The sequence below is a fragment of the Pseudomonas sp. NFPP04 genome (genome assembly GCF_900113815.1).
Classification (GTDB): Bacteria; Pseudomonadota; Gammaproteobacteria; order Pseudomonadales; family Pseudomonadaceae; genus Aquipseudomonas; species Aquipseudomonas extremorientalis.
The window spans coordinates 52,376-78,602 of sequence record NZ_FOQS01000014.1; the positions used below are offsets into that span (position 1 = coordinate 52,376).

Here is a 26,227-nt window from a genome sequence, read left to right on the forward strand (position 1 = left end):
ATGCGAATGGGTGGCAGCTATGCGCGGGCTGAGAAACCGGGACAATAGGAACCCGGCAGACCCGAAGGTCTCCCACGCATAGCCACCATGACACAGACATGCGGGCACAAAAAAGCGCCAACAGTCTAATGGATGGTTGCGCCTATGCGCCTATTGTTTCTCGGATTCTCAAGTCCGGTCGCTGGGTTGGAAGCGACGGAGAAAAAGTAGCTCAGGAGCGCCTGGAGATGAAAGTTAGTATCTGTGGCGAGAGATTTCCGGCGGCCAGTCTGGAGGGTTGCGGGCGTTAGGAAGAGGAAAGTCGTGCACAAACCCCGCTTACGTGCAGGCGTGGCGCTTGCTGTTTCTCTCTACGGGCGAGAAGACGTTGGCGCAGCACATGGCAGACGTCAACAAAGAGCTGAAAGCCGGTATGGAAGTTCGCATGCTCGCCCTGCCAGCTGACAAGAGCAAAGGCCTCGGCATGTTCGATGAGCTGAACGGTTTTGAGGACGCTGCTGCCCTCTCCGATGCGCTCAAGGTCCGTGTAGCCAAATACTACGGCACACCCCTCACCGCCTTCCTGCACGCACTGTGCGCGCCTGGAGAAATGCTCAGATGGTCGGTGATCGTTCGCCGCACGGTGGAGCAGTTCATCACACAAAACCTACCCGCATCGGCCAGTGGACAGGCCCAGCGTGCAGCCCTTCGCTTTGGCCTCGCAGCAGCGGCCGGAGAGTTGGCCACCGCTTTCGGCGTCACCGGCTGGCCTGACGGCACAGCCACGACCGCCGCGCGCGTGTGTCTGCATGCGTGGCTGGCCGAGCATGGCGGCGCCGGAAATTTCGAGGGTGATGCGATTTTGGCGCGGCTGAGACAGGTCATTGAGCGGTTTGGAGAAAGCCGCTTTACCCGCTGGGAATCTGCTGCCGCAAAAATCGATGAACACGGCCCACGCACGATTGATCGGCTGGGCTTTCGCAAGACCCTGGAACACGGCATGGGGGACGCACTGCACACCACCAACACCTACTACGTGCTGCCGGAAGCCTGGAGGGCTGAAATCTTCAAGGGCATGAATATCAGTGCGGTGAACAAGGAGCTGCTGCAACGGGGCGTGCTCGAGCCGGGAACCGACGGAAAGGCGTACAGCTTGATTCGCCTGCCCGGGTTACGGTACCGCGTCGATGCTGGCCTGGATGTTGGAGGAAAAGGACATCGAGCCACATGTGCCGGTGTGGGACAAAACCGAACGCAAGAACGACAGTTTTTCGAGCAACGATTTCCACTGGAATGAAGAGGCTGAGGAATACTGCTGCCCGGCTGGCAATGCATTACGTAGCGAATGGCGAGCCTTCAAGAACGAGCGTTCGCACGTCACCAAAGCCAACACCATTATCTTCCGATCCAGGCAGACCGACTGCGTTGCCTGTCCGATGAAAGCCAAGTGCTGCCCGAACACTGCGTTCCGCAAGATCGCCCGCAGCGTCCATGAAGCCGCGCGCGATGTGGCTCGGCGAATCGCAACGACACCTGCGTACGTGCGCTCTCGCCACGAACGTAAGAAGGTCGAAATGTTGTTTGCCCACCTCAAGCGCATCCTGAACCTGGATCGCTTGCGACTACGTGGCATGAGTGGCGCGACCGATGAGTTCACGCTGGCGGCCGCGGTGCAGAACCTACGACGTCTGGCCAAATTTACCTCTCAAGGGCCACCGGTTACGGGATAGGTGCGTCTGCACAAAGCAAAAACCCTCAAACCAACCCAATAACCGAGCTGCAAAGCTCAACAAAGGGCCAGAAAACCACTCGATGTGGTGAGTAGGTTCTCCGGTGGAGATCGTGCGTGAGTTCAGCCGATCTGCAAATCCGACTTTTTCAACAGAATCGGCCAGAAGCAGTCAATGTCCAAGTACTTTCAATAGATCGTTCCTGTCACTGGGCCTAATCCAGGCCTCGTGAACGTACTACTTGAGTAATTCGATGGTGCTCAGGTTGAATTTGCCGCTGGAGCCCGCTATTTGACCCAAACATTGATGGAACAAGATCCAGCGTGCGAGGACCTTGGAACGGGTTGTCCGTCGCCAAGAAAATTGCCCTCTCCCCTCCTGGAGTAGCCAGGCCTCAGGTGTAAGGAATGGCTAGACGTTATTGAGCAGGTTGGTCATAGTATTTTCCGATTAGGCCAAAGCCTCATCTTCCATCCGAGGCTCTACGAGACAACATGTCTAGCATCGCAATTTCCGATCTAACAGTGCCTTGGGACGTCGACAGCGTCTCGCGCCCCGTTGTGGCGTTAGGTGCCACATCGGTGACAAAGGACTGGGAAAACGCGAGGCATCAGCACCGCAAAGCGCAGCTGATCTACTCCCTACGCGGTATTCTCAACTGCGAAATTGAAGACGGTGTCTGGATCGTGCCGCCGCAGTGCGCCGTATGGATACCGGGAGATTTGCCACACGCGGCGCGGGGGGCGGGTGAAACGGAATGCTATTGCCTGTTCGTTGAGCCAGACGCAGCACCGGACCTTCCGAAAAACTGTTGCACGATTTCGGTGTCGCCATTACTACGCGAGTTGCTACTGACGGTGGCTGGGTTTCCTGAGTTATACGCGCAGGGTGGACGAGAAGACCGTTTGATTGCCGCGTTGCTCGATGAGTTGGTGGCGGCACCGGTGGAAGACTTGCATCTGCCCATGCCGCGTGATCCCCGATTGCGCCGCCTCGTGGAAATGATGCTGGCCGACCCCACGGACAAGACCTCGAAGGCCGATTGGGCTACTCGAATTGGCATGAGCGAGCGAAGCATGAGCCGTCTTTTGCTGCATGAAATTGGAATGAGCTTTGGGGGCTGGCGTCGGCAGCTGCATGTGATCCTTGCACTTCAACGTTTGACGAAGGGCGAAAGCGTGCAAACGGTAGCATTAGAGCTGGGGTACGAAAACGCCAGCGGTTTCATAACTATGTTCCGCAAGGCCATGGGCAAACCTCCGGCACGATACCTATCGGATCGCATCAGCGGCGCAGAGCTCGCTTCCGTGCCCGGTATCATCCTCCCCAATGAAATATCCCCCTGATGCATCCGATTATCTTGGTTCGGGACCAGCGGCCGCCCACCGTCGCCTGTAGTCCTTCCTTGCGAAGTTGCTGACATTTCGCAACGTTGTGATGTTGGTGAAGGCTGGTTCCTCGTCGAGAGCAAAGCCTTTCTCGAATACCAGCAGCTGCAAATGTTCGTGCAACGCCAGGTCTTCGACGAAAACCATCCGGGCACCTGCATGACATCACAATTGGCCTAACTGAATAACAATCTGGCCTAGTTTCGCCATCACTCCCAGCGGTCTCTATTGTTAAATGTAACATCCAAATACAAATGAGTATTGTTGATGTTCATCATCGTAACTGTTGGGAAGTTCCGTTGGCCAATTGATAAGCGCGCACAGCCCACTGGCTATCCTCATTTGGATCGGCCGTACAAGAGCGAAATCAGGAGCGCGCCCCGCACCGTGCTGGGCTCGGCAGTTGCGGCGGCAGTTCTCATTAGTGCGCAGGGCGCATTCGCGGCCGAGCCAGGGCAGATTCAGACCAAGACCGGTGGAAAGCCTCAAGAGGAGATAGCCTTGCCGGCCATCACCGTAACGGGCCCTGTGGATACGGCGACCACCGAAGGTACTGGTTCCTACACTACGGGCCAGACGTCGGTGGCGACGCACCTGCCGCTGTCGCTGCGGGAAACACCGCAGTCGGTGACGGTGATCACCCGCCAACGCATGGACGACCAGCAATTGAACTCGGTGCAGGGCGTGCTGGATAACACCACGGGCGTCTCGTCGTACCAATCAGACAGCGAACGGACGAGTTTCTATTCGCGTGGTTTCTTGATCAACAACGTTCAGTACGACGGCATACCCACTGTCGTCGGCGACATTGTCAACGGGAGCGGCATCGGCTCCCTCGATACCGCGTTCTACGATCGTGTCGAGGTCGTGCGCGGCGCCTCCGGCTTGCTGACCGGCACCGGCAATCCCTCGGCCGCCATCAACCTGGTGCGCAAACGGCCGACCCGCGAATTCTCGGCGTCCGCCTCGCTCGGTGCGGGGAGCTGGGACACCCACCGGGAAATGGCCGACGTATCGACTCCGTTGACCGAGGATGGCCGTATCCGCGCCCGCATGGTCGGGACGTCCCAGGAAGGAAACTCGTACATTGATGGGTACAAGCCCCAGAGAAAGGCGTTCTACGGCATCATTGAGGCAGATCTGACATCAGACACGACGGTGAGCCTGGGCTATGACTACCAGGACAGCACGCCGAAGGGCTCCACCTGGGGAGGCATGCCGCTATGGTTCAGCGACGGCACGCAGGCGGAGTATTCACGCTCCAAGAACTATGCGCAGAAATGGAGCCATTGGGACAACACGCTCAAGACGGCGTTTGCCGAGATCGAGCACCGCTTTGACAACGGCTGGAATCTCCGGGCTGTCGCTAATCAATACCGCACGGAATTCGATGCCGAACTGCTCGGCCTGGTCGGCCGCCCCGATCGCGCCACGGGACTGGGCTCCTTTCCCAACGGGGCTCTTCCGGTGGCACTGGCTTCCGAAGGTCGCAGCCGTCAAAACACCTTCGATGTGATGGCGAGCGGCCCCTTCGAACTGCTTGGCCGCCAGCATGATTTGGTGGTGGGGGCGACGAGTTCGCGCCGCACCGCCAGTCAGGACGCTATCGCTCCGTTCTATGCAGCCTTCACGCCGGTCAATGTCTATCAACTGAGCCCGGCCTTTCCCCGCCCCAACTTCGATGCCATGGCTTCGATACCGACTCGCACCCTGATCAAACAGAGCGGTGTCTATAGCGCAGCCCGGTTCTCGCTGGCCGAGCCTCTGAAACTCATTGTCGGCGGCCGCTTCAGCAACTACGAAATCGACGACGCCGTCGGCGGCTCGTCGTTGCACTACAAGAAGAGCAGTGAATTCACCCCGTACGCTGGTTTGATCTACGACATCGATAAGACCTATTCGGCCTACGTGAGCTACACGGGCATATTCAATCCGCAAACCGACTATCGCGACAGCAAGGGCAACGTGCTCACGCCGACAAAGGGAAAAACCAAGGAAGTCGGGCTTAAAGGCGCTTACCTGGATGGGCGTCTGAATGCGTCGGTGGCCTTGTTCCATACCGAGCTGGACAACGCTGCACAGATGGTCGCAGGAACCTATACGCCAAGTGGTGCCCAAGCCTATATGGGTTCGGATGGGACGAAGTCGCGCGGGATCGAGCTGGACTTGCAGGGCGAGCTGGCGCGTGGCTGGAACATCTATTCAGGCATCGCCCATTTCACGGCACAAGATGGCGATGGCGTCCGCTTGAATTCGCAAATACCGCGCACCACTGCCCAGCTTTTCAGCACCTACCAGTTGCCGGGAGAGTGGAACAAATTGACGCTGGGCGGAGGCGTCAAATGGCAAAGCCGCTTCTACCAGGCACCCAACACAGGCACCAGTTCGTTGGGTGGTGAACAAGGTTCTTATGCGCTGGTATCCCTGTTGGGGCGCTACTCCATCACGAAGCAGATCACCGCGGCAGTCAACGTCAACAACGTGCTCGACAAGAAGTACGCGTTGGAGAAAGGAGATTTTGACACTGTAGGTTATGGCGCACCACGCAACTTAATGGTGACGCTGGACTACAGGTATTGATTTCCCCTAATCGAACATTTCAACCGTTGTACATCGCAGACATACAACATCCATTGATTATCGAGAAAGCTCTTATGCCCAGTAAGCCTACCCTAGACCCCGCCCAAGACACGGCCAGGAACAACGCAAACAAAGTGGCCGTGTTTTGGCTGACGACAGCTGTGGGGGCCGTACTTTTTGTCACCTTTCAGTTATTTTTCTACGTAAACGATTTTGTGAGAGCGCACGGAGCGACACCTGCGATTACGTTTGAGCCCAATGTACTGTGGATGTTTTCAGCATTCTATGGTTCTTGGATCGTAACGGTGCTTCTCGCACTGATAGGAACCCGTAAGGCTCAGTGGGCAGCTTTGGTTCTCGGCAGCCTACTTCTCGCCCTGAATACCCTCGGAGGAATTTCCGACGGATTGCGCGACGGTTGGCACGTTGCTTTTTCGGCCGTGTTTTTCATTACGTTGCCAGGCGTGTTCGCCATTGCGGCCACCTGGCGCTGCATTAAAAACATAGGAAACGTCCATGTCGGTGAATAGTTCTGACTTCCCTTTTGTCTGGATGAGCCTTACGCAAGAGCCCGGACACGATCACCAAAAGGATTTCGCCGAATTCGAGGCCAATCTGCAGCGCGGGGAGTCCTTCGTAATCTTGACCGATACCGTACCTGCCGAAGACCATGAGCACTCACCGGAAGAAAAGAAACGCACCGCGCTCTGGATGAAAAAGCACAAGCTTGAATTGCGTAGGTTAGTTCTGGCTATGATCATGATCGAACCCAACTCGGCAAAACGTCTTGGTTTCAGGGCATTCGCAATCGTTTTTGCCAAGTTCTGGGGCTACCCTTTGCTTCTAGCTTCTTCACGCGAGCAAGCAATGGAGATGGCAAAGGAACTGCTCGCAAAGGATGGAAAGCCATCTCACTGATGGCCCATGCCGGCATCTGGTCTCCAATTAAACTCTGCCGCGGCGCATTGTCGCGGCGAGCTGCTGCTCTAACCCTTACTTGATCTCAGGCTTCCACAACACCAGCGAGAATCCCACGCCTACTGGCAGAGCATGAAGCGACGCCAGTAGAAGCCGGCCACGCCCCCCCCCATCCGACTTCGGGCGGTGCTCCAAGCCGGTTTCGGTGGCAATATCCCTGCCAGCTCCCCATTGCGCAGAGTTCCCGGACAACTCCAAGTGAGGATCACCCGCTGCCCGCCCCCTCTCAGCTCTCGAATTTCTCTATTTCTAAGAGCCGTGTTCGGTGCAGTGAATCGTTCCAGTTTTTGTGGGGCCTTGAATGACGGCTTTTGGCCGATTCTGTTGAAAAAGTCGGATTTGCAGATCGGCTGAACTCACGCACGATCTCCACCGGAGAACCTACTCACCACATCGAGTGGTTTTCTGGCCCTTTGTTGAGCTTTGCAGCTCGGTTATTGGGTTGGTTTGAGGGTTTTTGCTTTGTGCAGACGCACCTATCCCGTAACCGGTGGCCCTGGAGGCCTTGAGTTTACTAGAAGACTCCAGTCTCCCTCGGGCACGTCTTAAAAAAAGACCTTGAAATTCAAGGCCTTTTTTCGTCTGTGTAAAAAAGTGGCTTGTCGACGCAATACCTATTCACCTCCCACTCCACACCGGAAACACGGTCCATTGTGTGCGTTGGCTTATCTGCGATAGCGCCAGCGCCAACCCCAACATCCTCAAACCACCGACCTACACACCCGCTACATCACCCTCCCCCCTCACTTATGCAAGATCGCCCGATAAATATCCTCCAGCGCCATGATGCGCTGAGCGGCGTTGAGTTTGATGGCTTCCTTGGGCATGCCGAACACCACGCAACTGGCTTCGTCCTGGGCGACTGTCGCGGCCCCGGCCTCGAGCATTTCCTTGAGCCCGCGTGCGCCGTCGTCGCCCATGCCGGTCATGATGATGCCGGTGGCATTCCTGCCGGCGTAGCGGGCCACCGAGCGAAATAGCACATCCACGGAGGGTCGATGGCGGTTGACCAGCGGTCCATCGATCACCTGAGCGTGGTAATAGGCGCCGCTGCGGTTGACCATTAGGTGCTTGCCGCCGGGTGCGATCAGGGCCAAGCCAGGCAGGATACGGTCGTTGTTGCGCGCTTCGCGCACTTCGATTTCGCACACGCTGTTGAGGCGCTCGGCGAACGAAGCGGTGAACTTCTCGGGCATGTGCTGCACGATCACCATACCCGGGCATACGCGCGGCAGTGCCGTCAGCACGGCTTCCAGCGCTTGGGTGCCGCCGGTGGAGGTGCCGATGGCGACGATGCGCTCGGTGGTCTGGGCCATGGCATGGCCATTGGCGGCGGGCAGGATCGCATCGGCACTGAGCTTGCTGGCTGGAACCAAGGGCGGGCTGACGCTGCGTTTTCCCAGGTTCCTGACATTGGAGTTTGCGGCGGCCCGGATCGCGGCCACCAACTCGCCCGCCGATTCAATCAGGAAACTCTTCAGGCCGGTTGAGGGCTTGGTGATGATTTCCACAGCGCCCGCCGACAGCGCCTGCAGGGAGGTTTCCGCGCCTTTCTGGGTCAGCGAGGAGCAGATCACCACCGGCGTTGGCCGCTCGCTCATGATTTTCTTGAGAAACGTGATGCCGTCCATGCGCGGCATTTCGACGTCCAGCACGATCACGTCCGGCCATTCCCGCGCCAGTTTGTCCATGGCGAAAATCGGGTCGGAAGCCGCCCCCATGACGTGGATATCCGGCGTATCGCTGAGAATCGCCAGCAGTACCTGGCGCACCACGGCCGAATCATCGACCAGCAGCACACTGATTTTTTTGGTAGGCATCTTCTTGAAGTATTCCCATTGGTTGGTGCCGAACCCAGACGTTGCCGTTCCACAGGTCGAACATGATCGTGCGGTAACCGGTACTGCCCATGTCCTGGGCGGTCAGGTGCAGGTGATGACGCTCGGCCAGGGCCAGCGCCGCGCGAATATTCAGGCTGGCGACGTCCTGCGTCGGCAGACGACGTTGCAGATCAGGAAACATCTCGCCGCCGCCGAACAGCTTGACCTGGTAATCCCGTACATGCGTGCCATTGATTTGCGCGTGACGCAGCAGCAGTTCCAGGGCTTCGTCGGCATACCGGCCATCGAGGGGCTGATGGTTGCGCAGGCGCCCCGGCAGCATGAAGTGACACATGCCGCCGATCAGCCGCTGCGGATGCCAAAAGGTGATCGCCACGCAGGAGCCGAGCAAGGTCCGCAGGCGCGTCGGCCGCGTTGCAAAACTGACTTGGCCAGGCGCCAATACCACTTCGGTCGTACCCACAGGCTTTTTCATGGCTTGCGGTAAATCGACGGCGCCACCAGCTTCAAGGTGTCATTGACGCCGTGGAGGCTTTCGGAGTGACTGATGATCAAATAACCACCACGCTTAAGCAGCGGCAACAGACGCGCGACCACCTGGCTCTTGGTCTGCTGATCGAAATAAATCATCACGTTGCGCAGGAAAATCACCTCGAACTCCCCCAGCGCCGGCAGCGCTTCGTTAAGGTTGACCTGGATAAAATTGACGCGGTTGCGCAAGGTCTTGTCGATCAGGACGGTGCCCTCCTGACGCCCCATGCCCTTGAGGCAGTACTTGACCAGCAGCGGCTGGGGCAATGTCTCGATGCGTTCCATTGAGTAATGCCCCGTGCGCGCCTTGGCCAGTACCTGGGAGCTGATGTCCGAGCCGATCACTTCCCAGGGCGTGGTGCCGAGGCTTTCGGCCAGGGTCATCGCCAGGCTGTAGGGCTCTTCGCCGGTGGAACTGGCCGCGCTCCACACGCGAAACATCCGGCCCGGCGCGGCCTGGGGCAGCACGTGCTGACGCAGGAAGTCGAAGTGCTTGGGCTCGCGAAAAAAATAGGTTTCGTTGGTGGTCAGCAAGTCCAGCGCAACCTGCAGTTCGCCCTTGCGCTGGTCATTCATGATCAGCTTGAAATACTCACCATAGCTCTGCAGCTCATAGTGCTTGAGGCGCTTGAACAGGCGCCCGGCCACCAGGGCTTTCTTGGCGGGCGACAGGTTGATGCCGGCCGCCCGGTACAGCCAGGTCTGGAACTGACCGAATTCATGATCGTCGATGGAGACGGTGTCTGACATGATCGAGCCTCAACGCAGGTCGAGGTCAGGGGCCGGCGCCTGGCCGGCCTCGGCCAGGCTGGACATCTCGTCGATGGACAGCACCTTGTCCACTTCCAGCACGATCACGAATTTGCCCTCGACCTTGGCCATGCCACTGATGAAATCGGCGCGAATGCGCGCACCGAAACTCGGTGGCGGTTCGATCTGCGTGGCCGGGATCTCCTGCACGGCAGATACCGTATCGACCAGCAGCCCGATGTCCTGTGGCTGACCGTCCTCGGTACTCGCCTCGATGATGATCACGCAGGAACGCCGGGTGATCGCCGAGTTGGCCCGCCCAAAGCGCGCCGACAAGTCCACCACCGGCACCACTGCGCCGCGCAGGTTGATCACCCCGCGCACAAAAGCGGGCATCATCGGCACCACGGTCAGGCTGCCGTATTCGATAATTTCCTTGATCCCCAGGATGCCGATGGCGAACATTTCGCCGCCCAGCATGAAGGTCAGGTACTGCGCATCCTCATCGACCGCCATCGCGGTCTGCCGAGTCGTCATTACTGCGCCCATGTCACTACTCTCCCTTGTAGGCCCGCATCGATCGTGCGATCAGAAGCGGGTGAAATCCGATTCGTCCGGGGCACTGGCCATGGTGTAGGCGAACGCCTTGCGCGGTGGCGTTGGTTTAGTGCGCGGCGGTTGACGGTTGGGCGTGCTGCCGGGGCTGTCCACGCCGGTGCTTTGCACCGCAGCCTTGGACGCTGAATCCAGCACGAAGAAACTCATGGCCTGTTGCAGTTGCTCGGCCTGGCTGCTCATTTCTTCGGCCGTGGCCGCCAGTTCCTCACTGCTTGAGGCGTTTTGCTGGGTCACTTGGTTGAGCTGGGTCATCGCCGTATTGATCTGCGCGACACCGGCGGCCTGTTCTTCGGACGCCGCGCTGATTTCCTGCACCAGGTCGGACGTCTTGTTGATGGAAGGCACCATTTCGTCGAGCAACTTGCCGGCTTTCTCGGCCATCTCCACGCTGCTGGAAGACAGTTCGCCGATTTCCTGGGCGGCGACCTGGCTGCGTTCGGCCAGCTTGCGCACTTCGGCGGCCACCACGGCGAACCCCTTGCCGTGCTCGCCGGCACGGGCGGCCTCGATGGCGGCATTGAGCGCGAGCAGATTGGTCTGGTAAGCGATATCATCGATGATGCTGATGCGCTGGGCGATTTTCTTCATCGCCACCACCGTCTGCTGTACCGATTCGCCGCCCTCGGTGGCTTCCTTGGCCGCTTTGCTGGCCATGCCATCCGTGACCTTGGCGTTTTCGGTGTTCTGGTTGATGCTGGCGCTCATCTGTTCGACCGACGCACTGGTTTCCTCGACACTGGCGGCCTGTTCACTGGTGGCCTGGCTCATCGATTGCGCGGTGGCGCTGACTTGTTCGGAGGCGCTGGCGAGGTTATCGGAGGCGTTACGCACTTCGCCGATGATATGGGCCAGCTTGCCGACCATGTTGCGCATGGCGTTGAGCACCATGCCGGTTTCATCTTTGCCACCTGGCTCGATGTGCGCATTAAGGTTGCCTTCGGCCAATTGCTCGGCGGCGCTCGCCGCCTGGCGCAACGGCCGGGAAATGATCCGCGCGATGAATATCGCCAGGCCCAGACCGATCAGCAGGGATGCGGCCAGTACCGCGATGATCGACACGCGTGAGCTTTCATACAGCGCCGAGCCCTTGTCACCCGCGGCGGTGGCGCCGGCGTCATTGAGTTCGACCATTTTCTGCAGGCGGCTGGTCACCTCATCGAAATGCCCTTTGGATTCACCCCGGAGCAAACTGCGCGCCTGGGCTTCCTGGTTCTGACGGGAAAACTCCAGGACCTGCTTGCTGCTCGCAATGTAGGCGTCCCATGCGCTTTTCACGCTAAGCAGGAGTTGACGATCTTCATCGTTCGACAGCAATTGCTCGTAGGTCTGCATGCGGGTTTCGAACTGCTGGCGCGCCTCGGCGGCTTCGCGTTCGGCCTGGGCCTTTTCTTCGGGAATCTCGGTACCGATGTGGCGGTTTTCTTTCAAGCGATAGTTGGCGGCAAAAAAACGCATGCCTGCGGCGGCACGCATGGAGGGCATCCAGTTGCCCTTGATGTCCTGGGCGGCCTGGTTGACGGCACCGAGCTGAAGGATAGCGAAGGCGCCCATGGCCCCGGTGAGGGCCAGGACCACCAGGAACGAGCTGATCAGCTTGGTGGAAATTTTAAGATCGTAGAACCATTTCATCGGGGAACCTCCATGGAATTGCAAAGACGTCAGCGGGCGACGAGCGGTGGCGACTGAGGCGCCTGGGCCGTGCGGGCTTCCAGTTGTACGATTTGATTGAGTAGCGCCGGTACATCCAGGATCAAGGCCACCGCGCCGCTGCCCAGAATGGTCGAGCCACTGATACCGCGCAGTGCGCCGAACAGCTTGCCCAGGGGCTTGATCACGGTCTGGAACTCGCCGTGCAGGTCATCGACCACCAGCCCGGCCTTGTGCTCGGCATAGCGCACCACCACCACGTTCTGACGGCGCGCGGCCGGGCCTTCGTGGCTGAAGTGGTCGCGCAGGTCCACCAGGGGCAGCACCTCGCCACGCAGGTCCAGATAGCCCTGATCGCGGCTGGACTGGCGCTGGCGGTCATCCAGCTCGACGCATTCCTGGACCATGTCCAGCGGAATCACGTAGGTGGATTGGTCGATGCCGACCAGGAAGCCATTGATGATCGCCAGGGTCAGCGGCAAGCGAATGCGTACCACCGTGCCCTGGCCTGGGCGGCTGTCGAGGTCCACGGTGCCGCGCAACAGCGTGATATTGCGCTTGACCACGTCCATGCCGACGCCCCGCCCGGAGAGGTTGGTGACGGCCTCGGCGGTAGAGAAGCCCGCTTCGAAGATCAGGTTGTAGACCTCCTGGTCGGTGAGCACCGCGCCGCTGGCCACCAGCCCGCGCTCCTGGGCTTTTTCCAGAATGCGGTCGCGGTTGAGCCCGGCGCCGTCGTCGGCGATTTCGATGACGATGCTTCCAGAGTCGTGGTAGGCATTCAGGCTCAGATGGCCCTTGCTCGACTTGCCCGCCGCACGTCGCGCATCGGCACTTTCGATACCGTGGTCCATGGCGTTGCGCAGCAGGTGCATCAGCGGGTCGCCGATCTTCTCGACCACGGTCTTGTCCAGCTCGGTCTCCGCGCCGCTGATGATCAGCTCGATGTCCTTGCCCAGTTCCTGGCTGACATCGCGCACCACGCGGCGGAAGCGGTTGAACGTGTCGCCGATGGGGATCATGCGCAGGTGCAGGGCACCATCGAGAATCTCTTCCACCAGCCCCGACACCGTCGAGGTGGCCTCCTGCAGCGGGTCGTTGTTACAGGAGCGCGCCAACAGGCTTGCGCCGGCGCTGGCGATCACCAATTCGCCGACCAGGTTGATCAACTCGTCGAGCTTGTCGGCGTTGACCCGAACATAACTGCCGTCGCGGGTTTTCGCCTCGCTGTTCGCTGGCTGGCGCTGGGGCGACGCGGGGGCCAGGCCTGGCTCGACTTGCGCGGTCAGGTCACTGCCGATGGCGACGCTGCTTTCGGGCGTTTCGTCGACGGCGCGGATGTGCACGTCACAGTCGTCGCGCACGAAGTCGAACACTTCGTTGAGCGTGGCATGGCTGGCCGTCGAACGCAGGTCGATCTCGAAGCCCAGGTAGCAGCTTTCCGGGTCCCAGTGCTCCAGGGCGGGGATGCTGTCGGTCAGGGTGGTGACCTGTACCATTTGCCCCAGCGTATCGAGGTAGCGCAGGAACGACAGCGGGTCCATGCCATTACGGAACACGTCCACGCCGAAACGCAGAGAAATATGCCAAAGCACGTCGGCCCCCGTGTCGTCGTGCACCGCAGCGGGTACGACGTCGGCGGTGGCGGTGCGCAGCGGCTGGTAGTCGCTCAGCGCCTCGCGCAAGGTCTCACCGCGCTCCAGTGCGGCCGGGGTCGGCGTCTCACCACGACTGGCGACCACGTCGATCAGTTCAAGCATGTGGTCGCCGCACTTGAGCAGCAGCGCGATCAACGCCGCGTCCACCGCCACACTGCCATCGCGCAGGCGGTCGAGAACGTCTTCGACGATATGCGTGAACCCCACGATCGACGCGAGGCCGAACAGCCCGGCGGACCCCTTGATAGTGTGCGCGGCGCGGAAAATCGCGCCGATGGCATCCTGGTCGCCGGGGTCGCTTTCCAACTGCAGCAGGGATTGCTCCATGGCCTGCAGCAGCTCGCGCGCCTCGACGATGAAGGTCTGCAGTGCCTGATCGAGATTGATGCTCACCTGGACTTTCCTTGTCGATCAATGAACGGGACAGTGCCGCTTAAAGCGCGGCGCTGCGACACAGTTGGAGCGCCTGCATGACTGCCTGGCTCTGGCCGGTCACACTCAAGGCGGTACCGGCAATGCCGGCTTCACGCTGGATGACGGCCAGCAACTGCAGGCCGGCACCGTCCATTTCCGTCACCTGGGACAGGTCCAGTTCCAGGCGCGGGGCCGCGCCCATCTGCGACAACAACGCGCCCGCCAGTTCAGCGACGGTGTAGATCGTGAGTTCGCCGTCGATGCCCACATGGGCGGTGTCGTCGATTGTTTCGTGAGTGATCGGCATGGTGGCCTCCCTGGCGCCGGGTGTCAGGGCAGGATCAATTTGGAGACCGCCGCCAGCATTTGCGCCGGCTGGAACGGCTTGACCACCCACGCCTTGGCGCCCGCGGCCTGGCCTTCGGCCTTCTTCGATTCCTGAGACTCGGTGGTCAGCATGATGATCGGTGTGAACTTGTAGTTGGCCAGCTTCTTCACCTCCTTGACGAAGGTGATGCCATCCATGTTGGGCATGTTCACGTCGCTGATGATCAGGTGCACTTTTTGCCCGGTCAGCTTGTTCAGGGCGTCCTTGCCGTCGCTGGCCTCGATCACGTCGTAACCGGCGCTTTTCAAGGCGATGCCGACCACTTGGCGCACGCTGCTGGAATCGTCGACCACTAATACATTCTTCGCCATGATGTGCTCCTAAAAGAAAGTGATGTCTTGGGAATTCGACTGCACAGCCGCCTCGCCGCGATGGAGGCGTCGTTGCTCGTCAGTGGCATAGGTGGTTTCCATGCGCGCCAGCCATTGGCGGGCGTCGATGGCCAGCGGCTGGTCCGGGGTCTGGTTGGCCTGTTGCAGATGGTCATGCAGGGCGTGCATGTTGTCGCGCACGTGACTGAGGATCTGGCTGACCCGGTCCTGGAATTGCAGGTTGACCAACACCTCGGTCATCTCATCGCGGATGCCGTAGCTTTCCTGCTTGAGCAGATCGGCGGATTCGGCCAGGCGCCCAGTGATGTTCTGGAAGCGTGTGAGCACCATTTGAATACTGTTTTCGGACTCGGCCACCGAATGGCTGTCCTGGTCGGCACTGCTGGACGCGGCCTGCACCAATTGAGTAATGGCGTTGTTGATGATGTCGACCTTGGCCGACATCTGCTGGCCCGTTTCACTGGATTTGCTCGACAGGCTGCGCACCGCATCGGCCACCACCGCGAAGCCGCGACCGGCCTCACCGGCGCGCGCCGCTTCGATGGCCGCGTTGAGGGCCAGCAGGTTGGTTTGTGCGGCAATCGCTGCCACATCAGCGGCCATGGTACGCAGTTCGCCCGTGTAGGCGGTCAGGCTGCGCACCTGCGCCAGGGTCTGGTCACGGCTGGTTTGAGTGGCCTTGAGCGAATTGATCACCTGGCTCAACTCGCTGTCACTGCGCGCCAGCACCTCAAGCGCGCCGTCAGCGGCCTGCCCGTCCAGCTCGCCGGCCGCGTGCTGCGACGCTTGTACCGTTTCCTCCAAGCGAGTGGCGATCCCGGTGAAACGGTTCACCAGGCTCACAATCGCTTCCTCGGTCTGATGGCGCGAGCTTTCCACCTGCTTGGCCCAGATGGGCATGGCACCCAGCAATACCTCATCGAGCTGTGCACGCGAGGCCAAGCCGTCATGTGCGTGCGCACTCGATTGGTCCGCCTGCGCCTGCGCAATCGCTCGCTGCAGTGCGTTGCGCTGTGAAGCCGCGCTCCAGGCACAGGCACCGAGGCCGACCACCACCAGTACCGCGCAGGCCACCAGATTGGCCGGCGAGGTTGATTGCACGAGTATCCACACAACGGCCGGCACGACCGGGATCAAGGCGAACCAACGGAAACGAGGATAAACGGGAAGGGGCATGCGGCTGGATAGGCGCTGGGGCATGAGTTCGGTCCTTGAACAGTGTTGCGGATATAAACGACATAGTGTTTATCCGCCCCTAGCGCCTCAACTTTAGGTCTGTTGAGTGCCTTCCGTCTGGTTTATGACCGATATGTTAATGACCCGTGGACCTGAGGCAGGCATTCCTTGAGGCCGCCCTTGCCGGGCGGCCGGTAGGGTTATTTCAACAAGGCAATCAGCGCGCAGACCATCGTGATCGCCAACGCCGGCCATTGCATCGGCATGAAAAAGAAGTGGTGGCGCACGCCATCGGCGTGCGGTTGTCGGTTCAGCACAAAGCCCAGCAGGGTGTTGATCGCTGACCCCACCCCGAAGCCGAGCAACACCTGCATCAGCGATGTGTTGCCGGGTTTGACGCTGGGGTCGGGCCACAGCCCCATCAATAGCAGCACCATCGCCACCGGTGTAAACAACGTCAGCCAGCCTGCGCCGCGATAGATCATCATTTAATCCTCAGCTGTGACGCTGCTGGCTCAAGCCCGCTCGCGTGTTTGTTGTTGCGCCGCAAACACGGCATCGAGGGTATTGAGGAACAGGTCGTGACTCAGAATGCCGGTAGAGATGGTCGACAACACGGGTTTGCCGCTCTCGTCCTTGATCACCACTTTTTCGGTCCAGGCGTTGAGGTCGACGCTGCGCAGCGACGACATCGGCACTTTGTGGCCCTGGTACTCGAGGGATGCGCGGCTGACGACGATTGGCGAGGTGGTGATTTTCAGGAAGTTGCCACTCACGCGTTTGCCCCAGACCTGCCCCGAGCTGATGCAGTTGAACGTCACAGCCCCGCACATCTCCAGCGTCGCGATCACTGCCGGCATGCGTGCGCGAACGTGCAATTCACGCACCAGTTGCTGGAATTCGTAAAAGCCTTTGAGGCTTTCAATCACCCGATGAAACGGCTCGGACGCGTTTCGTCGATAGGCCAGGTTGGTGATCATGCCGGTCATCACGGTTTGCCCGGAGCCGAACAAGTACAGGTCTTCGATATCGGCAAACGCCGTGTACTCGCGTTGCTCGTTGATGATGCGTTCGATGCCGAACTCAAACACGTTGTAGCGTGGCGCGCGCAGTTTTTTGTGCCAGGCGTAGGCTGCAAACACGCCCACGGCAAGAACGACCAGCAAGGCGCTGGTGGCGTAGATCAGGGTATGTGGGTTGGCAAAGTTCAAGGCCATGCCACGTGATGTCTGGAGGTTGACCGGGCCATCGTTGCCCGGTGGCAGTATCGTGCCCAGGTACAGCACAAAACCGGCGAGGGCCAGTAACACAACCCCGAATATCAAACTGAAAATCAGGAAGCCTTTGCCGTGGCGGAAACTCGCGATCAGCTCGCCGGTGGCCGAAGGTGCTTGGGTAGGGGATGACTGCATAAGTGTTTGCGTCCTTGTAATGGGTTAAGCCTTGCACACTGTCAGTCTGGTGGCCGGGTGCATTTGGCACGGCGAGTTGGAACATGGCTAATTAATATCGTTCCTTGGGAAGATGACTTCACAGGAGGGTGAGCCTGGCAGTTCGCGGTATTGGGGTCTTTTTTTTCCTGCCTGGAACAGTGATCATCGCCCTCCCCCAAGCCCTAGGAACCAAGACCATGGAGTTGACGCTGGAAGCTGTTGCGCTTTTTGCACTGAAGCTGGTGCACGAGACGGACGGCGGCAGCCCGGTCTTGCGGGACGATCCGGTGATGGATGGGTATGAGCGGGAGGTATTCGGGCTGCTGGTGCGGCAGGGAGACTTGGCGGCCATTCAATCCAAAGTCGCGGAATGTGTTGATCAAGCGCTTGAAGCACTGGGCGGGGCCGATACAGTGATGGGGCGCGAGTTGCAGCGCTTGGCGCTGGACGTGCGCCAGGCGTCGACACTGGATGAACTCAATGCCCCGCTCAACGCACTCAAGGATTACCTGAAAGCCATCCTGTAACGCACGGTTCAGCGCCGCCCCTCCACCGCCATCCGCACCGCCAGCCCCATCAATACCGAGCCCATCAACCAGCGCTGCACCACCTGCCAACCCGGCCGGGTAACGAAAAACACCGCGATGGACCCCGCCATTGTGGCAATAACGGCGTTGACGCTCACGCTGATGAAAATCTGCGTAAAGCCCAGCACCAGGGATTGCGTCAACACGCTGCCATGACCGTTCGGGTCGATGAACTGCGGCAGCAACGACAAATACATCACTGCCACCTTGGGGTTGAGCAGGTTGGTCACCAGGCCCATGGTGAACAGCTTGCGCGGGCTGTCCTTGGGCAGATCCCGCACCTGGAACGGCGAACGCCCACCCGGCCGGATCGCCTGCCAGGCCATGTAGGCCAGGTACAACGCCCCGCCAAAGCGCAGCGCGTCATAGGCAAACGGCACCGCCATGACCAGGGCCGTGATGCCCAAGGCGGCGCACACCATATAAACCAGAAAGCCCAGCGCCACACCGCCGAGGGAAATCAACCCGGCCGTGCGGCCCTGGCAGATCGAACGGGAGATGAGGTAAATCATATTCGGACCGGGCGTGAGCACCATGCCGAGAGAAATCAGCGCATAGGCCAGCCAACTGGACGGTTCGGGCATTGTTGGGCTCCTGGGGTGTAAGGTTGTCGGCGAAACATTTGGCCAAGGTTGTCAGCTTGGCCGCCATGGTAGGGCGTTCAAAATGCGCGCGTTAGATACAGATCCGCGAGTAAAACGGCATACACCCAAGAGGCAGGACATGATCGACTTCAACAACAAAGGCTTCTTCAAGCTCAAGCAAAACAACGAATACGCCGAACGCGTCGCCGCCCTGCTGCTGGACGGCGAAGAAGTGGTCGACGCCTACAAGGCCATGCGCGACGGCGTGGTGTTCACCACCAAGCGCATCATCGCGGTGAACGTGCAGGGGATAACCGGCAGCAAGAAGGATTTCACGTCGCTGCCGTATAAAAACATCGTGGCGTATTCGGTGGAGACATCCGGGACGTTTGATCTTGATTCGGAGCTGGAGATTTACTTTTCGTCGCTGGGCAAAGTGAAATTCGAATTTACCGGCAAGACTTCCATCGTCGAAATCTCGCGGTTGATCTCCAAGCACTTGCTGACCTGATCGGCAGGCCATTCATTTAGACGGCTGTACCTCGATCAAAATGTGAGAGGGGGCTTGCCCCCGATAGGGCCCCCTCCCACACCATCAAGCCACTGCCTTACATACCACCCCCCTCCACAACCCCATTCGGCAACATCCCATTCGCCAAATCATCCACTACCGCCTTGGCCATCTCCCCCAAATAATGCGCCGCCCAGGCATAGCGATCTGCACTGGAATCCATGGCTGCATCCAACGCCAGCAACTTGGAACAGTGCAACAACTCGGAGGCATGCTCCAGGGCATCACGGATGGGCACGCCGGAATTGACGCGGAATAGACGGTGGAGGTTCGGCTGCTTGCCACAGGTGGAGAAGGTGATGATGCCGAGGGTTTTGTTGAGGGGTGGGTTGATCATTGGGCACCTCCGGGGTGGTTGGAGGTACTTACGCGGGTATTGCGAGGGTGCGACCTGTCAGAAATGCTCATTGGCTTGACTCCTAATGTAGATAAGAGCCGCCACGTTCGTTTCCAGGCGAATGGGTGGCAGCTATGCGCAGGCTGGAAAACCGGGACAATAGGAACCCGGCAGACCCGAAGGTCTCCCGCGCACAGCCGCCATAACACGGATATGCTGGCACAAAAACACCAGCCATCGTGATAAATAAAGGCACCTGTGCGCTATTGTTCCACGGGTTTCCAGGCCCGGTCGCCGAATGTCGACGACACGCCAAAAGTAGCCTAGAGATTGATTAGCGAAAAATCGGCTTTGTGGCTAAACGTGTCTGATGAGGCAAAAGCAAAATGAACTGAAAGCATTGTATACAGCAGTAAAAGGCGAACACCTCATCCGTCATACCCCATTCCCAACTCCTGGGCCTGTTGCGCCAGCGCCTCCATCGCCTCCTGACTTTCCTCATCCCGCCGCTGCTTGAACGCCATCAAATCCGAAAACCGAATCCTTCGATGCCGCCCCGTTTTCGTAAAAGGAATAGCCCCCTCCTCCAGCATCTTCACCAAATGCGGCCGTGAAACGTTAAGCAGGTCGGCAGCCTCCTGCGAGGTCAATTCAGCGTGCACCGGGACTACCTTGACGGCATTGCCGATAGCAAGCTCGCCCAGGATATCGACCAACAAGCGCAGTGCCGAGGTGGGGAGTACGAGGCTGTGAGGCTTATCTTCTTTGTCGAAGATGTCGATGCGCTGGGTTTCAAATTTGGTCGACAGCAGCGAGGCCAGCTCACGCTGGCCTTGTACGGCAGCTTCGACTTCCTTTTCCAGAGGAGGAATGGTTTTAGGGAGGTGATTGGCGATCATGATGCAACTCCGGTGTTTCAAAATTCAGTTGAGACCAAAACTAAACGAAACAAACGAAAATCGCAATATTCGAAACACCAACATCGGGCGCTACCGAATCGGCTCCTACTTCCGCTTGGTAAGCTCATCACCTCCTTCGCAGAAGCCTACGATACCAACCCACCCCACCCGTCACTGCCCCGACAACAACCACCCCATTCCCCACCAGCCAAAGCCCAAAATTCCGACTCTGCTCCGCATCCCCCTCATAAAACGGTCCAAAATACGCCGATAGCACCACTACCACCCCGTTAAACACCCCAAGTGCCACCGCAACCACCAGCACAACAAACACCACCCCCTTAACAACTTTCAGGCAACCTTCCAAAACCATATCTCCCTGGACTCGTGATAATCCGAGAACGTCCCTTCAATCGAAAATCCCAGCTGAATACGCGGGTAGCTCAACCAGTCCGTCAACCGCCGCCCGTTCCATAAGTCGATGTGATCACCACTGCGATTACCAAACGTTTCGTTTCCCCGGCGCCAAAAGTCTTTGAAGAAGATAATGCCTTGATGCCCAGCCAACTCATCTTCGAAGCTTTCGGGTTTTATCTTCTTCATGCGTCGTAAACCGGGAATGATGACGCGGCTTAATGCGTTGGCCATTTCCTCTGCGGCCAGTATGTGTCCCTCGCTTTTGGGATGCTGCCAACAATAGCGCACGCTGCTTAAACTGCTCAGGTCAACGCCAGATCTACGCAGTGCCACACCAAGATTGATCGCGCATTGATCACTGAAATTCTTGGCACCGTTGGTTCTGCATGGCGCCGCGTCGCCGAAGATTTCCGGGTGGTTTTTCCATAGGGTATTGAATGTCAGCATTCTGCTTTCCATGCGTATTTTTTCCGCGACCGTAGCAAACACGGTGCGGATAAAGAGAACGCCAGAGCGAATCCAGAACGGTCCTACGCAAGACATAGGCTTGGCTTGCAGGATAATACGCACAAGCCTGTCGCGTGTGGATCAAGGCGCTCAAACGCTCGCCTTCTAGAGCGCTGACAACCTGTTGCCTTTTCCCACGCCAGCCATCGAACAAAGCCAATACCTACCATCGCTCCGCCTTCGTAGGCTCACCTCCTCGCACAAGGAAGTGAGCCGTCATGCCAGAACGCTCTTACCCACCCACCGAAGAAGAGTTACGCAAACAACGCATCCTGACGCCGCAGCCATCGCGTGCGCCGTATTCGCCATCGGTTGATTTTTTCGAGCCATCCCCTGCCCCAGCCCCTACGCGAGCCAAACCTCCCGGCTGCGTCTTCATGAAGCCTTGCCAACTGCCTGACGGCATCACTCATTACTTCGACCCGGCCGGGTATGTCCCGCTGGAGCTGATCAAGGAGTATGGCCACTTAAGCCTGCTGGGTGGGCGTGAGGTGGACAGCAGGGGCGCGGTTGCCTTGCGCAAGATCGGCGGCAGCACATTGCCTGCAGGTTTGGGCCAGTTGGCGTTGCGGTCGGCCGTTTGGGAGTCGGCGGCAACTGCCGTTGGATCGGTCGCCGGGGGCCTGCTGACGGGCTTGGTGGCGCTGGCCTGGCCGTCAGAGCTGGGTGATAGCGCGCTCTACAGCGAGGAGCAGTTGCGTTCGATGCAACGGGCGCGGTCGCAGATGCGGTTGCATATCGAGCAACGCGAGGACGGCACGCTCAAGGGGTATGGGTTCTACACGGGCAACCATGCCGATTGGCAGATGATTGATGTGGTGCAGTTCCAAAACCGTAGCGATCAGTTTGTAGCGGATTTGGGTGAGGGTGTGGAGTTGATCTGGACACCCGCCGTTGATCCCAGCGACACGCTGGGGATTCCGCCATTGGAGGCTGCGCCGCAAGCGCCGATGATCTGGATTTATCCGCCGACGGAGAAAGCGGCGCAGATTCTGGTGAACCCGGTTTATCCGCCGGAGTATCGGGATTTTATTCTGGTGTTCCCGGTGGAGTCGGGGGTACGGCCGCTGTATGTGGTGGTCAACAAGCCAAGGAAAGGGCTCAGAAACCCAGACCATGACTACTTCCCAGCCCCCAAAGCCGAAGATATAACAGGCTTCCCTGGTCTGATTCCGCAAAGGCCTGTGACGCCAAGAAGAGGTGGCGTTGGCTTACGCGAACGTTGGATAGACGCAAAAGGAAAAAGAATATTTGAATGGGATTCCAAGAAAGCCGAGCTGGAAGTCTATCGAAAAAGTGACTTGGAACACCTCGGTGCATTTGATCCTTATACCGCCGAGCGTCGAGGACCGGCGGACCCGAAACGTCGAATTTATAGATAAAGAGGAATTCTGAAAATGGTGATGAAAATCAGACTGCGATGGTACGAAAAGCACAGCAATGACTTGAAAGCGGATGAATACTCAGCGGATATCGCTGACCCAGACAGTATTTTTGAAGCATTGGGCTTAAGCGAAGAGACCGCGATATATGCCGACGTATTCAACGTCCAACCCAATTGGATAACGCTAATTCAGCCGTACTTCCAGCACGTGATCCAACCCAACCGCCTCGACTACCAAATCTCCTTCCGCTACCAAGGCGCCTGGCCACCGCCTCCAAAACAATCCAAAAAGGCGTCGTGATGCAATGAAACCCACATCGCAAAAGCCCCTTCTCTACCGCTCAGTCAACACCCGAACCCATGGCGTGCGCCACGGCAGTTGTCGCGCCTACCGGTATGAGCGGCACACCAAAAGCGAAAAAGACAAACAATCAAACCGCGGTTCGATGCATAGCCATCAACGGCATGGCTTTGATTACACCCCGCTATTCCGCTTTCTACTTTCCAAAGTCGGTCACCCATGGGATCAGGTGTTCAGCGAAGCCAACGCCCGCCTGGATCGTCCGGAGCCGATGTTCTGGATGGTCGCGCAACATGAAAGCGACAAGCAGGATTACGTGAGAACGGATGAAAACAGCTACTACAGCGGCTTGTGGGTCGACGAAGGCGGCCTGCTGCAAAAGGTCAACCCACAGCTGACGCCCGAGCAGATGAAACCCTTCTGCAACTGCTGCACCCACACTTTCAACGGTGTGGTATTCCCGCAGGGTCTACCACACCACGGCTAACCCTCAACCCGACTTACCCCCACTCCCCGCCTCAGCCACCGGTACCCGATTTGCCGGGTCCGTCACGTCATACACATGCTGCTCACACCCCGAACCCTTGAATTGGAATTCCACCAGATACACTTTTGCCTTCTCCGGGCTAAACGTATTCATCTCCGGCCCGCAGGTGTAGTAGTAACCAGTACGGGTGTCGTTCGCGTAACCCGATACAGTGAGTTTCTTGCCGGGGTCGGCCTGGATTTCCAGTTGTGGGAAACGCTTGAAGCCCGCACTGGCCACGGTCTGGTTGAGCTTGGCGATCCAGTTGAAGACCTTGCCTTCGCCGGTGTCCATCACCGTGCCGAGGGCTTCCATGCGTGAGTCAGGATCGCCTTCGCGACTGATCGAGAAGTCGACGGCGGGGGTGCCGCCACTGGACTTCATAATGACTTTGGCGTGTTCCGCATCCACAGCCACGGTTTTCTGGCGAAACTGAATGCCGTCCTTGAACAGGCTGGATGATGAGTCGCGTTGGTTGGATTGGCAGGCGCCCAGGGCCAGAGCGAGGGAGAGCAATGCGATTCGCTTCACGGAGGATATCCTTATCGAATGAGGGTGATGAAGAGACTAGGGCTCACAGGGAATGTTCCAAACCTTATCACCTGTCAATTTTGCGCAGTTTGCCGCCTGAAACCGACTGTGCCACGGCCAATTGCTCCTCGAAGCTGAAACCCGAAAGCTCGTAGAACAGACTCCGCACTGGCTGAGCCTGTTCGCCTCGCAGGGGGTACCTGTGCAGCCGGGGCTGGGCCATGGTTCGGTAGACCCTGATCAGAGCCGGGTTCGCGGCATAACCTGCGAACTCACGCTGCGCACTTTCCACGTCGCTATATAAGGCATAGCCGTAGTCGTAAGCGGTATCGGAGTCCGCGCGTCCTCCAAACCGGACTTCGCCATCCTTGAGAAAATGCCTGAGCAAGTGAGCGTCCAGAATAGGCACGTCGTCATATGCAAAACCGGCGTGGTAAGGACCACTGACGATCACCAGCGGCAGCACGGTGACTTCGGACGCGTCGCTGAGGTGAGGAAAATACTGGCTGCAAAATGCCCCCAGTCCTTGCTGAATATGCTGGGCTTTTCGCCGCGCCTGGCGGGCTTTATGGATGATGCCATTGTTGTCGGAAAAATCGTTGTGGTAATCCAGCGGTGTTATCGGTGCTCGACGACTGCGCAATTCACACACCACCAGCAGACTGCCAAACGAGAACACAAGGTCGATCTCCTCGACAACCTTGGACGGTCCTCTGAACTTCACCGCCCCCAACCATGTCAAGCCCGCCATGATCGGGTTGGTTTTGCGACAATCTTCCAACACCGCGAGCAGGTAACGTTCAAACAGTCGTCCGCGTTGCTTCCCTTTCGGGTCGATGATGTTGAGCCAGATATCAAAATTCCTGGAGACGCTGGCCGTCAACGGCGCACTGATCGGAATCAGTACGTCTTCATCCACCTTCACCAACGGTCGCGACCACAGGTCGTGCTGCAGGCTCTTGGCCTCGTAAAGGAGCAGATCAATGGCCGCGTTTACCTGTTCAACTGCAAGCCCCGTGGACTCTGCAAGCCGTTCGACAAGAGTGTTGCGGGAAAACCGCGGACACAGCTTGAGCAGGTCTTCCCACTGCCGAGGCGCAGGCATCTGACCATAGCGCTCTTTGAGTTGCGCCGCGATCACCGCAAGGTGCAGCCAGATATGCAGCAGGTTTTGGCACTCGGTACTTTTTACAGCCGGGTCGAGAGAGGCATCGAACAACGGATGCAGGTACTCGTCGATCATGTAATACGGCGACAGATACGCATAAAGCGCGGCTGTCTGGACGCTGTCGCTTAATTCAGACCAGTTGCCGATCGACAACACGTCGGTGCCGACGCAGTGGATATAGCGCTGCCACCCGAGCCGGGGCACATAGGTTTGGCGCCCCTGATGAAGGTCGTTGGAAATTCTCAGACCGTTGGTACCGTTGTGGTGATCACGGCGGTATTCATAAATCACTTTGACCAGATCCAGATGCTCCGACGCAGAGGAGAGCAGTACGCCTTTGGAGTCGGCAAAAAACTCCATGCCGCCGTACAACAACTCTTGCCAGATTTTTTTGAAACTATGGGTCAGTTGAACCAGGTCGCTTTCATAGGCAAAAAAGTTGATAGCGCTGAGCATATGCGGGCAATTGTCGGGGAACAGCACACGCAGGTCATGGCGGTTTTGATAAAGATCCCAGATCGGCCCGCAGAGCGAATCCAGCCGCAGCATGTTGAGGTGATCCGGTGGCAGGCCGGACTCACCGTTGGTCAATGAAGAACGGAATGAAAGGTGCTCTTCAAGGGATGCTGTCGGGTTGGCCTCGACGGCGTGCAGGGCCTCGGCGGACATTGCGCAGAAGAAGTGATTGGCCGACCCGATATGTGCGCTGATCAGCGCGTCATACGTCAGCGGCTCATCTGTACTGAACGAATAGTGCAGACGGCTGCTCTTCACCCGTTTAAATTGGGTGTTCAGCCAGCGTGCACCTTCCAGGAAGCCTCTTTCGATGCTGTGCCCAGGATAAAGCGCCTGGTATTTCACAATCCAATCGTTGATGTCGAACTCGTCGAGCATCGCGGGGTGTGCCAGTTGTTTGTTGCGGGCGAGCTTGAGCAGTTGCCGGTCCATCAGCGTGCCTCTGGTTTTTTAAGG

At 58.5% G+C, this 26,227-nt stretch carries 27 protein-coding genes and 3 pseudogenes; 11 read left to right on the forward strand and 19 right to left on the reverse strand.

Annotation, left to right across the window (positions count from 1 at the left end):
• Nucleotides 1-271: 271 nt before the first annotated feature.
• From BM017_RS24380 to BM017_RS24390, 3 genes and pseudogenes are all read left to right on the forward strand, one after another.
• Nucleotides 272-1,153, forward strand: a pseudogene (locus BM017_RS24380) (DNA/RNA helicase, superfamily II protein); the annotation flags it as partial.
• Nucleotides 1,152-1,709: pseudogene (locus tag BM017_RS24385) on the forward strand (transposase); the annotation flags it as partial. The pseudogenes BM017_RS24380 and BM017_RS24385, both read left to right, overlap by 2 nt.
• 494 nt (nt 1,710-2,203) lie before the next feature.
• Entirely contained in the window at nt 2,204-3,055 is an 852-nt protein-coding gene (locus tag BM017_RS24390) for an AraC family transcriptional regulator (protein WP_092249233.1), read from the forward strand.
• Between the two features lie 9 nt (nt 3,056-3,064).
• Here the strand turns inward: BM017_RS24390 and BM017_RS24395 are convergent, their stop codons facing one another.
• Complete coding sequence (locus BM017_RS24395) at nt 3,065-3,244, reverse strand: hypothetical protein (RefSeq protein ID WP_092249236.1); 180 nt, start codon at nt 3,242-3,244, stop codon at nt 3,065-3,067.
• Between the two features lie 120 nt (nt 3,245-3,364).
• Here BM017_RS24395 and BM017_RS24400 point away from each other — a divergent pair, with 120 nt between their 5' ends.
• From BM017_RS24400 to BM017_RS24410, 3 genes are all read left to right on the forward strand, one after another.
• Nucleotides 3,365-5,677 (forward strand): TonB-dependent siderophore receptor, encoded by a 2,313-nt coding sequence (locus BM017_RS24400; protein ID WP_256575437.1) that lies wholly within the window; start codon nt 3,365-3,367, stop codon nt 5,675-5,677.
• A gap of 74 nt (nt 5,678-5,751) precedes the next feature.
• Nucleotides 5,752-6,207 carry a hypothetical protein gene (locus tag BM017_RS24405; protein WP_092249239.1) on the forward strand — a complete coding sequence of 152 codons (456 nt, stop codon included), beginning with the start codon at nt 5,752-5,754 and terminating at the stop codon, nt 6,205-6,207.
• On the forward strand, nt 6,194-6,595 hold the full coding sequence (locus BM017_RS24410; RefSeq protein ID WP_092249242.1) for a hypothetical protein: 402 nt from the start codon (nt 6,194-6,196) through the stop codon (nt 6,593-6,595). The genes BM017_RS24405 and BM017_RS24410 overlap by 14 nt, the downstream gene beginning before the upstream one ends.
• Before the next feature lie 78 nt (nt 6,596-6,673).
• On the opposite strand, the pseudogene BM017_RS29730 reads toward BM017_RS24410, so the two are convergent.
• The 12 genes and pseudogenes from BM017_RS29730 to BM017_RS24465 all read right to left on the reverse strand — a co-directional run.
• A pseudogene (locus BM017_RS29730) lies at nt 6,674-6,873 on the reverse strand (type VI secretion protein); the annotation flags it as partial.
• A gap of 525 nt (nt 6,874-7,398) precedes the next feature.
• Nucleotides 7,399-8,475, reverse strand: coding sequence for a protein-glutamate methylesterase/protein-glutamine glutaminase (locus tag BM017_RS24415; RefSeq protein WP_092249245.1), 1,077 nt, complete (start codon nt 8,473-8,475; stop codon nt 7,399-7,401).
• The gene (cheD, locus tag BM017_RS24420) at nt 8,438-8,971 is read right to left on the reverse strand and encodes a chemoreceptor glutamine deamidase CheD (protein ID WP_092249248.1); all 534 of its coding nucleotides are present in this window, start codon (nt 8,969-8,971) and stop codon (nt 8,438-8,440) included. Before cheD ends, BM017_RS24415 begins: the two co-directional genes overlap by 38 nt.
• Nucleotides 8,968-9,777 (reverse strand): CheR family methyltransferase, encoded by an 810-nt coding sequence (locus BM017_RS24425; RefSeq protein WP_092249251.1) that lies wholly within the window; start codon nt 9,775-9,777, stop codon nt 8,968-8,970. Before BM017_RS24425 ends, cheD begins: the two co-directional genes overlap by 4 nt.
• 9 nt (nt 9,778-9,786) lie before the next feature.
• On the reverse strand, nt 9,787-10,326 hold the full coding sequence (locus BM017_RS24430; RefSeq protein ID WP_092249254.1) for a chemotaxis protein CheW: 540 nt from the start codon (nt 10,324-10,326) through the stop codon (nt 9,787-9,789).
• A gap of 39 nt (nt 10,327-10,365) precedes the next feature.
• Nucleotides 10,366-12,024 (reverse strand): methyl-accepting chemotaxis protein, encoded by a 1,659-nt coding sequence (locus tag BM017_RS24435; protein ID WP_092249257.1) that lies wholly within the window; start codon nt 12,022-12,024, stop codon nt 10,366-10,368.
• 29 nt (nt 12,025-12,053) lie between these two features.
• Complete coding sequence (locus BM017_RS24440) at nt 12,054-14,093, reverse strand: chemotaxis protein CheA (protein WP_092249260.1); 2,040 nt, start codon at nt 14,091-14,093, stop codon at nt 12,054-12,056.
• A 40-nt stretch (nt 14,094-14,133) separates the two neighbouring features.
• Nucleotides 14,134-14,421 carry an STAS domain-containing protein gene (locus BM017_RS24445; RefSeq protein ID WP_058423390.1) on the reverse strand — a complete coding sequence of 96 codons (288 nt, stop codon included), beginning with the start codon at nt 14,419-14,421 and terminating at the stop codon, nt 14,134-14,136.
• A gap of 23 nt (nt 14,422-14,444) precedes the next feature.
• Nucleotides 14,445-14,813, reverse strand: coding sequence for a response regulator (locus BM017_RS24450; protein WP_058423391.1), 369 nt, complete (start codon nt 14,811-14,813; stop codon nt 14,445-14,447).
• Nucleotides 14,814-14,822: 9 nt separating this feature from the next.
• Nucleotides 14,823-16,034, reverse strand: a complete 1,212-nt coding sequence (locus tag BM017_RS24455) for a methyl-accepting chemotaxis protein (RefSeq protein WP_092249265.1) — start codon at nt 16,032-16,034, stop codon at nt 14,823-14,825.
• Between the two features lie 176 nt (nt 16,035-16,210).
• Nucleotides 16,211-16,498 carry a hypothetical protein gene (locus tag BM017_RS24460; protein WP_092249269.1) on the reverse strand — a complete coding sequence of 96 codons (288 nt, stop codon included), beginning with the start codon at nt 16,496-16,498 and terminating at the stop codon, nt 16,211-16,213.
• Nucleotides 16,499-16,525: 27 nt separating this feature from the next.
• Nucleotides 16,526-17,422, reverse strand: a complete 897-nt coding sequence (locus tag BM017_RS24465; protein WP_092249272.1) for a hypothetical protein — start codon at nt 17,420-17,422, stop codon at nt 16,526-16,528.
• 218 nt (nt 17,423-17,640) lie between these two features.
• On the opposite strand from BM017_RS24465, the gene BM017_RS24470 reads away from it, so the two are divergent.
• Entirely contained in the window at nt 17,641-17,970 is a 330-nt protein-coding gene (locus tag BM017_RS24470) for a hypothetical protein (protein WP_092249275.1), read from the forward strand.
• An 8-nt stretch (nt 17,971-17,978) separates the two neighbouring features.
• Here the strand turns inward: BM017_RS24470 and BM017_RS24475 are convergent, their stop codons facing one another.
• Complete coding sequence (locus BM017_RS24475; RefSeq protein WP_092249278.1) at nt 17,979-18,614, reverse strand: LysE family translocator; 636 nt, start codon at nt 18,612-18,614, stop codon at nt 17,979-17,981.
• A 139-nt stretch (nt 18,615-18,753) separates the two neighbouring features.
• Between BM017_RS24475 and BM017_RS24480 the strand changes: the two genes are divergently transcribed.
• A complete protein-coding gene (locus BM017_RS24480) occupies nt 18,754-19,125 on the forward strand; it encodes a PH domain-containing protein (protein ID WP_032885644.1) in 372 nt (123 codons plus the stop codon).
• Nucleotides 19,126-19,222: 97 nt separating this feature from the next.
• On the opposite strand, the gene BM017_RS24485 is transcribed toward BM017_RS24480, so the two are convergent.
• The 3 genes from BM017_RS24485 to BM017_RS24500 all read right to left on the reverse strand — a co-directional run bounded on the left by BM017_RS24485 (nt 19,223) and on the right by BM017_RS24500 (nt 21,408).
• Nucleotides 19,223-19,522 (reverse strand): DUF3077 domain-containing protein, encoded by a 300-nt coding sequence (locus BM017_RS24485; protein WP_092249281.1) that lies wholly within the window; start codon nt 19,520-19,522, stop codon nt 19,223-19,225.
• Between the two features lie 428 nt (nt 19,523-19,950).
• Nucleotides 19,951-20,421, reverse strand: a complete 471-nt coding sequence (locus BM017_RS24490; RefSeq protein ID WP_092249284.1) for a helix-turn-helix domain-containing protein — start codon at nt 20,419-20,421, stop codon at nt 19,951-19,953.
• A gap of 351 nt (nt 20,422-20,772) precedes the next feature.
• Entirely contained in the window at nt 20,773-21,408 is a 636-nt protein-coding gene (locus BM017_RS24500; RefSeq protein ID WP_256575680.1) for a type VI secretion system amidase effector protein Tae4, read from the reverse strand.
• 155 nt (nt 21,409-21,563) lie between these two features.
• Between BM017_RS24500 and BM017_RS24505 the strand changes: the two genes are divergently transcribed.
• From BM017_RS24505 to BM017_RS24515, 3 genes are all read left to right on the forward strand, one after another.
• Nucleotides 21,564-22,727, forward strand: coding sequence for an S-type pyocin domain-containing protein (locus tag BM017_RS24505; protein WP_092249290.1), 1,164 nt, complete (start codon nt 21,564-21,566; stop codon nt 22,725-22,727).
• A 15-nt stretch (nt 22,728-22,742) separates the two neighbouring features.
• Nucleotides 22,743-23,030 carry a colicin E3-like toxin immunity protein gene (locus BM017_RS24510; RefSeq protein ID WP_071496423.1) on the forward strand — a complete coding sequence of 96 codons (288 nt, stop codon included), beginning with the start codon at nt 22,743-22,745 and terminating at the stop codon, nt 23,028-23,030.
• A 145-nt stretch (nt 23,031-23,175) separates the two neighbouring features.
• Nucleotides 23,176-23,517, forward strand: coding sequence for a hypothetical protein (locus BM017_RS24515; RefSeq protein ID WP_306459258.1), 342 nt, complete (start codon nt 23,176-23,178; stop codon nt 23,515-23,517).
• Between the two features lie 3 nt (nt 23,518-23,520).
• Here BM017_RS24515 and BM017_RS24520 read toward each other — a convergent pair whose 3' ends face one another.
• Together BM017_RS24520 and BM017_RS24525 are read right to left on the reverse strand one after the other, a co-directional pair.
• Nucleotides 23,521-24,087 (reverse strand): hypothetical protein, encoded by a 567-nt coding sequence (locus BM017_RS24520; protein WP_092249296.1) that lies wholly within the window; start codon nt 24,085-24,087, stop codon nt 23,521-23,523.
• A gap of 67 nt (nt 24,088-24,154) precedes the next feature.
• The gene (locus tag BM017_RS24525) at nt 24,155-26,203 is read right to left on the reverse strand and encodes a hypothetical protein (protein ID WP_092249299.1); all 2,049 of its coding nucleotides are present in this window, start codon (nt 26,201-26,203) and stop codon (nt 24,155-24,157) included.
• Between the last annotated feature and the right edge of the window lie 24 nt (nt 26,204-26,227).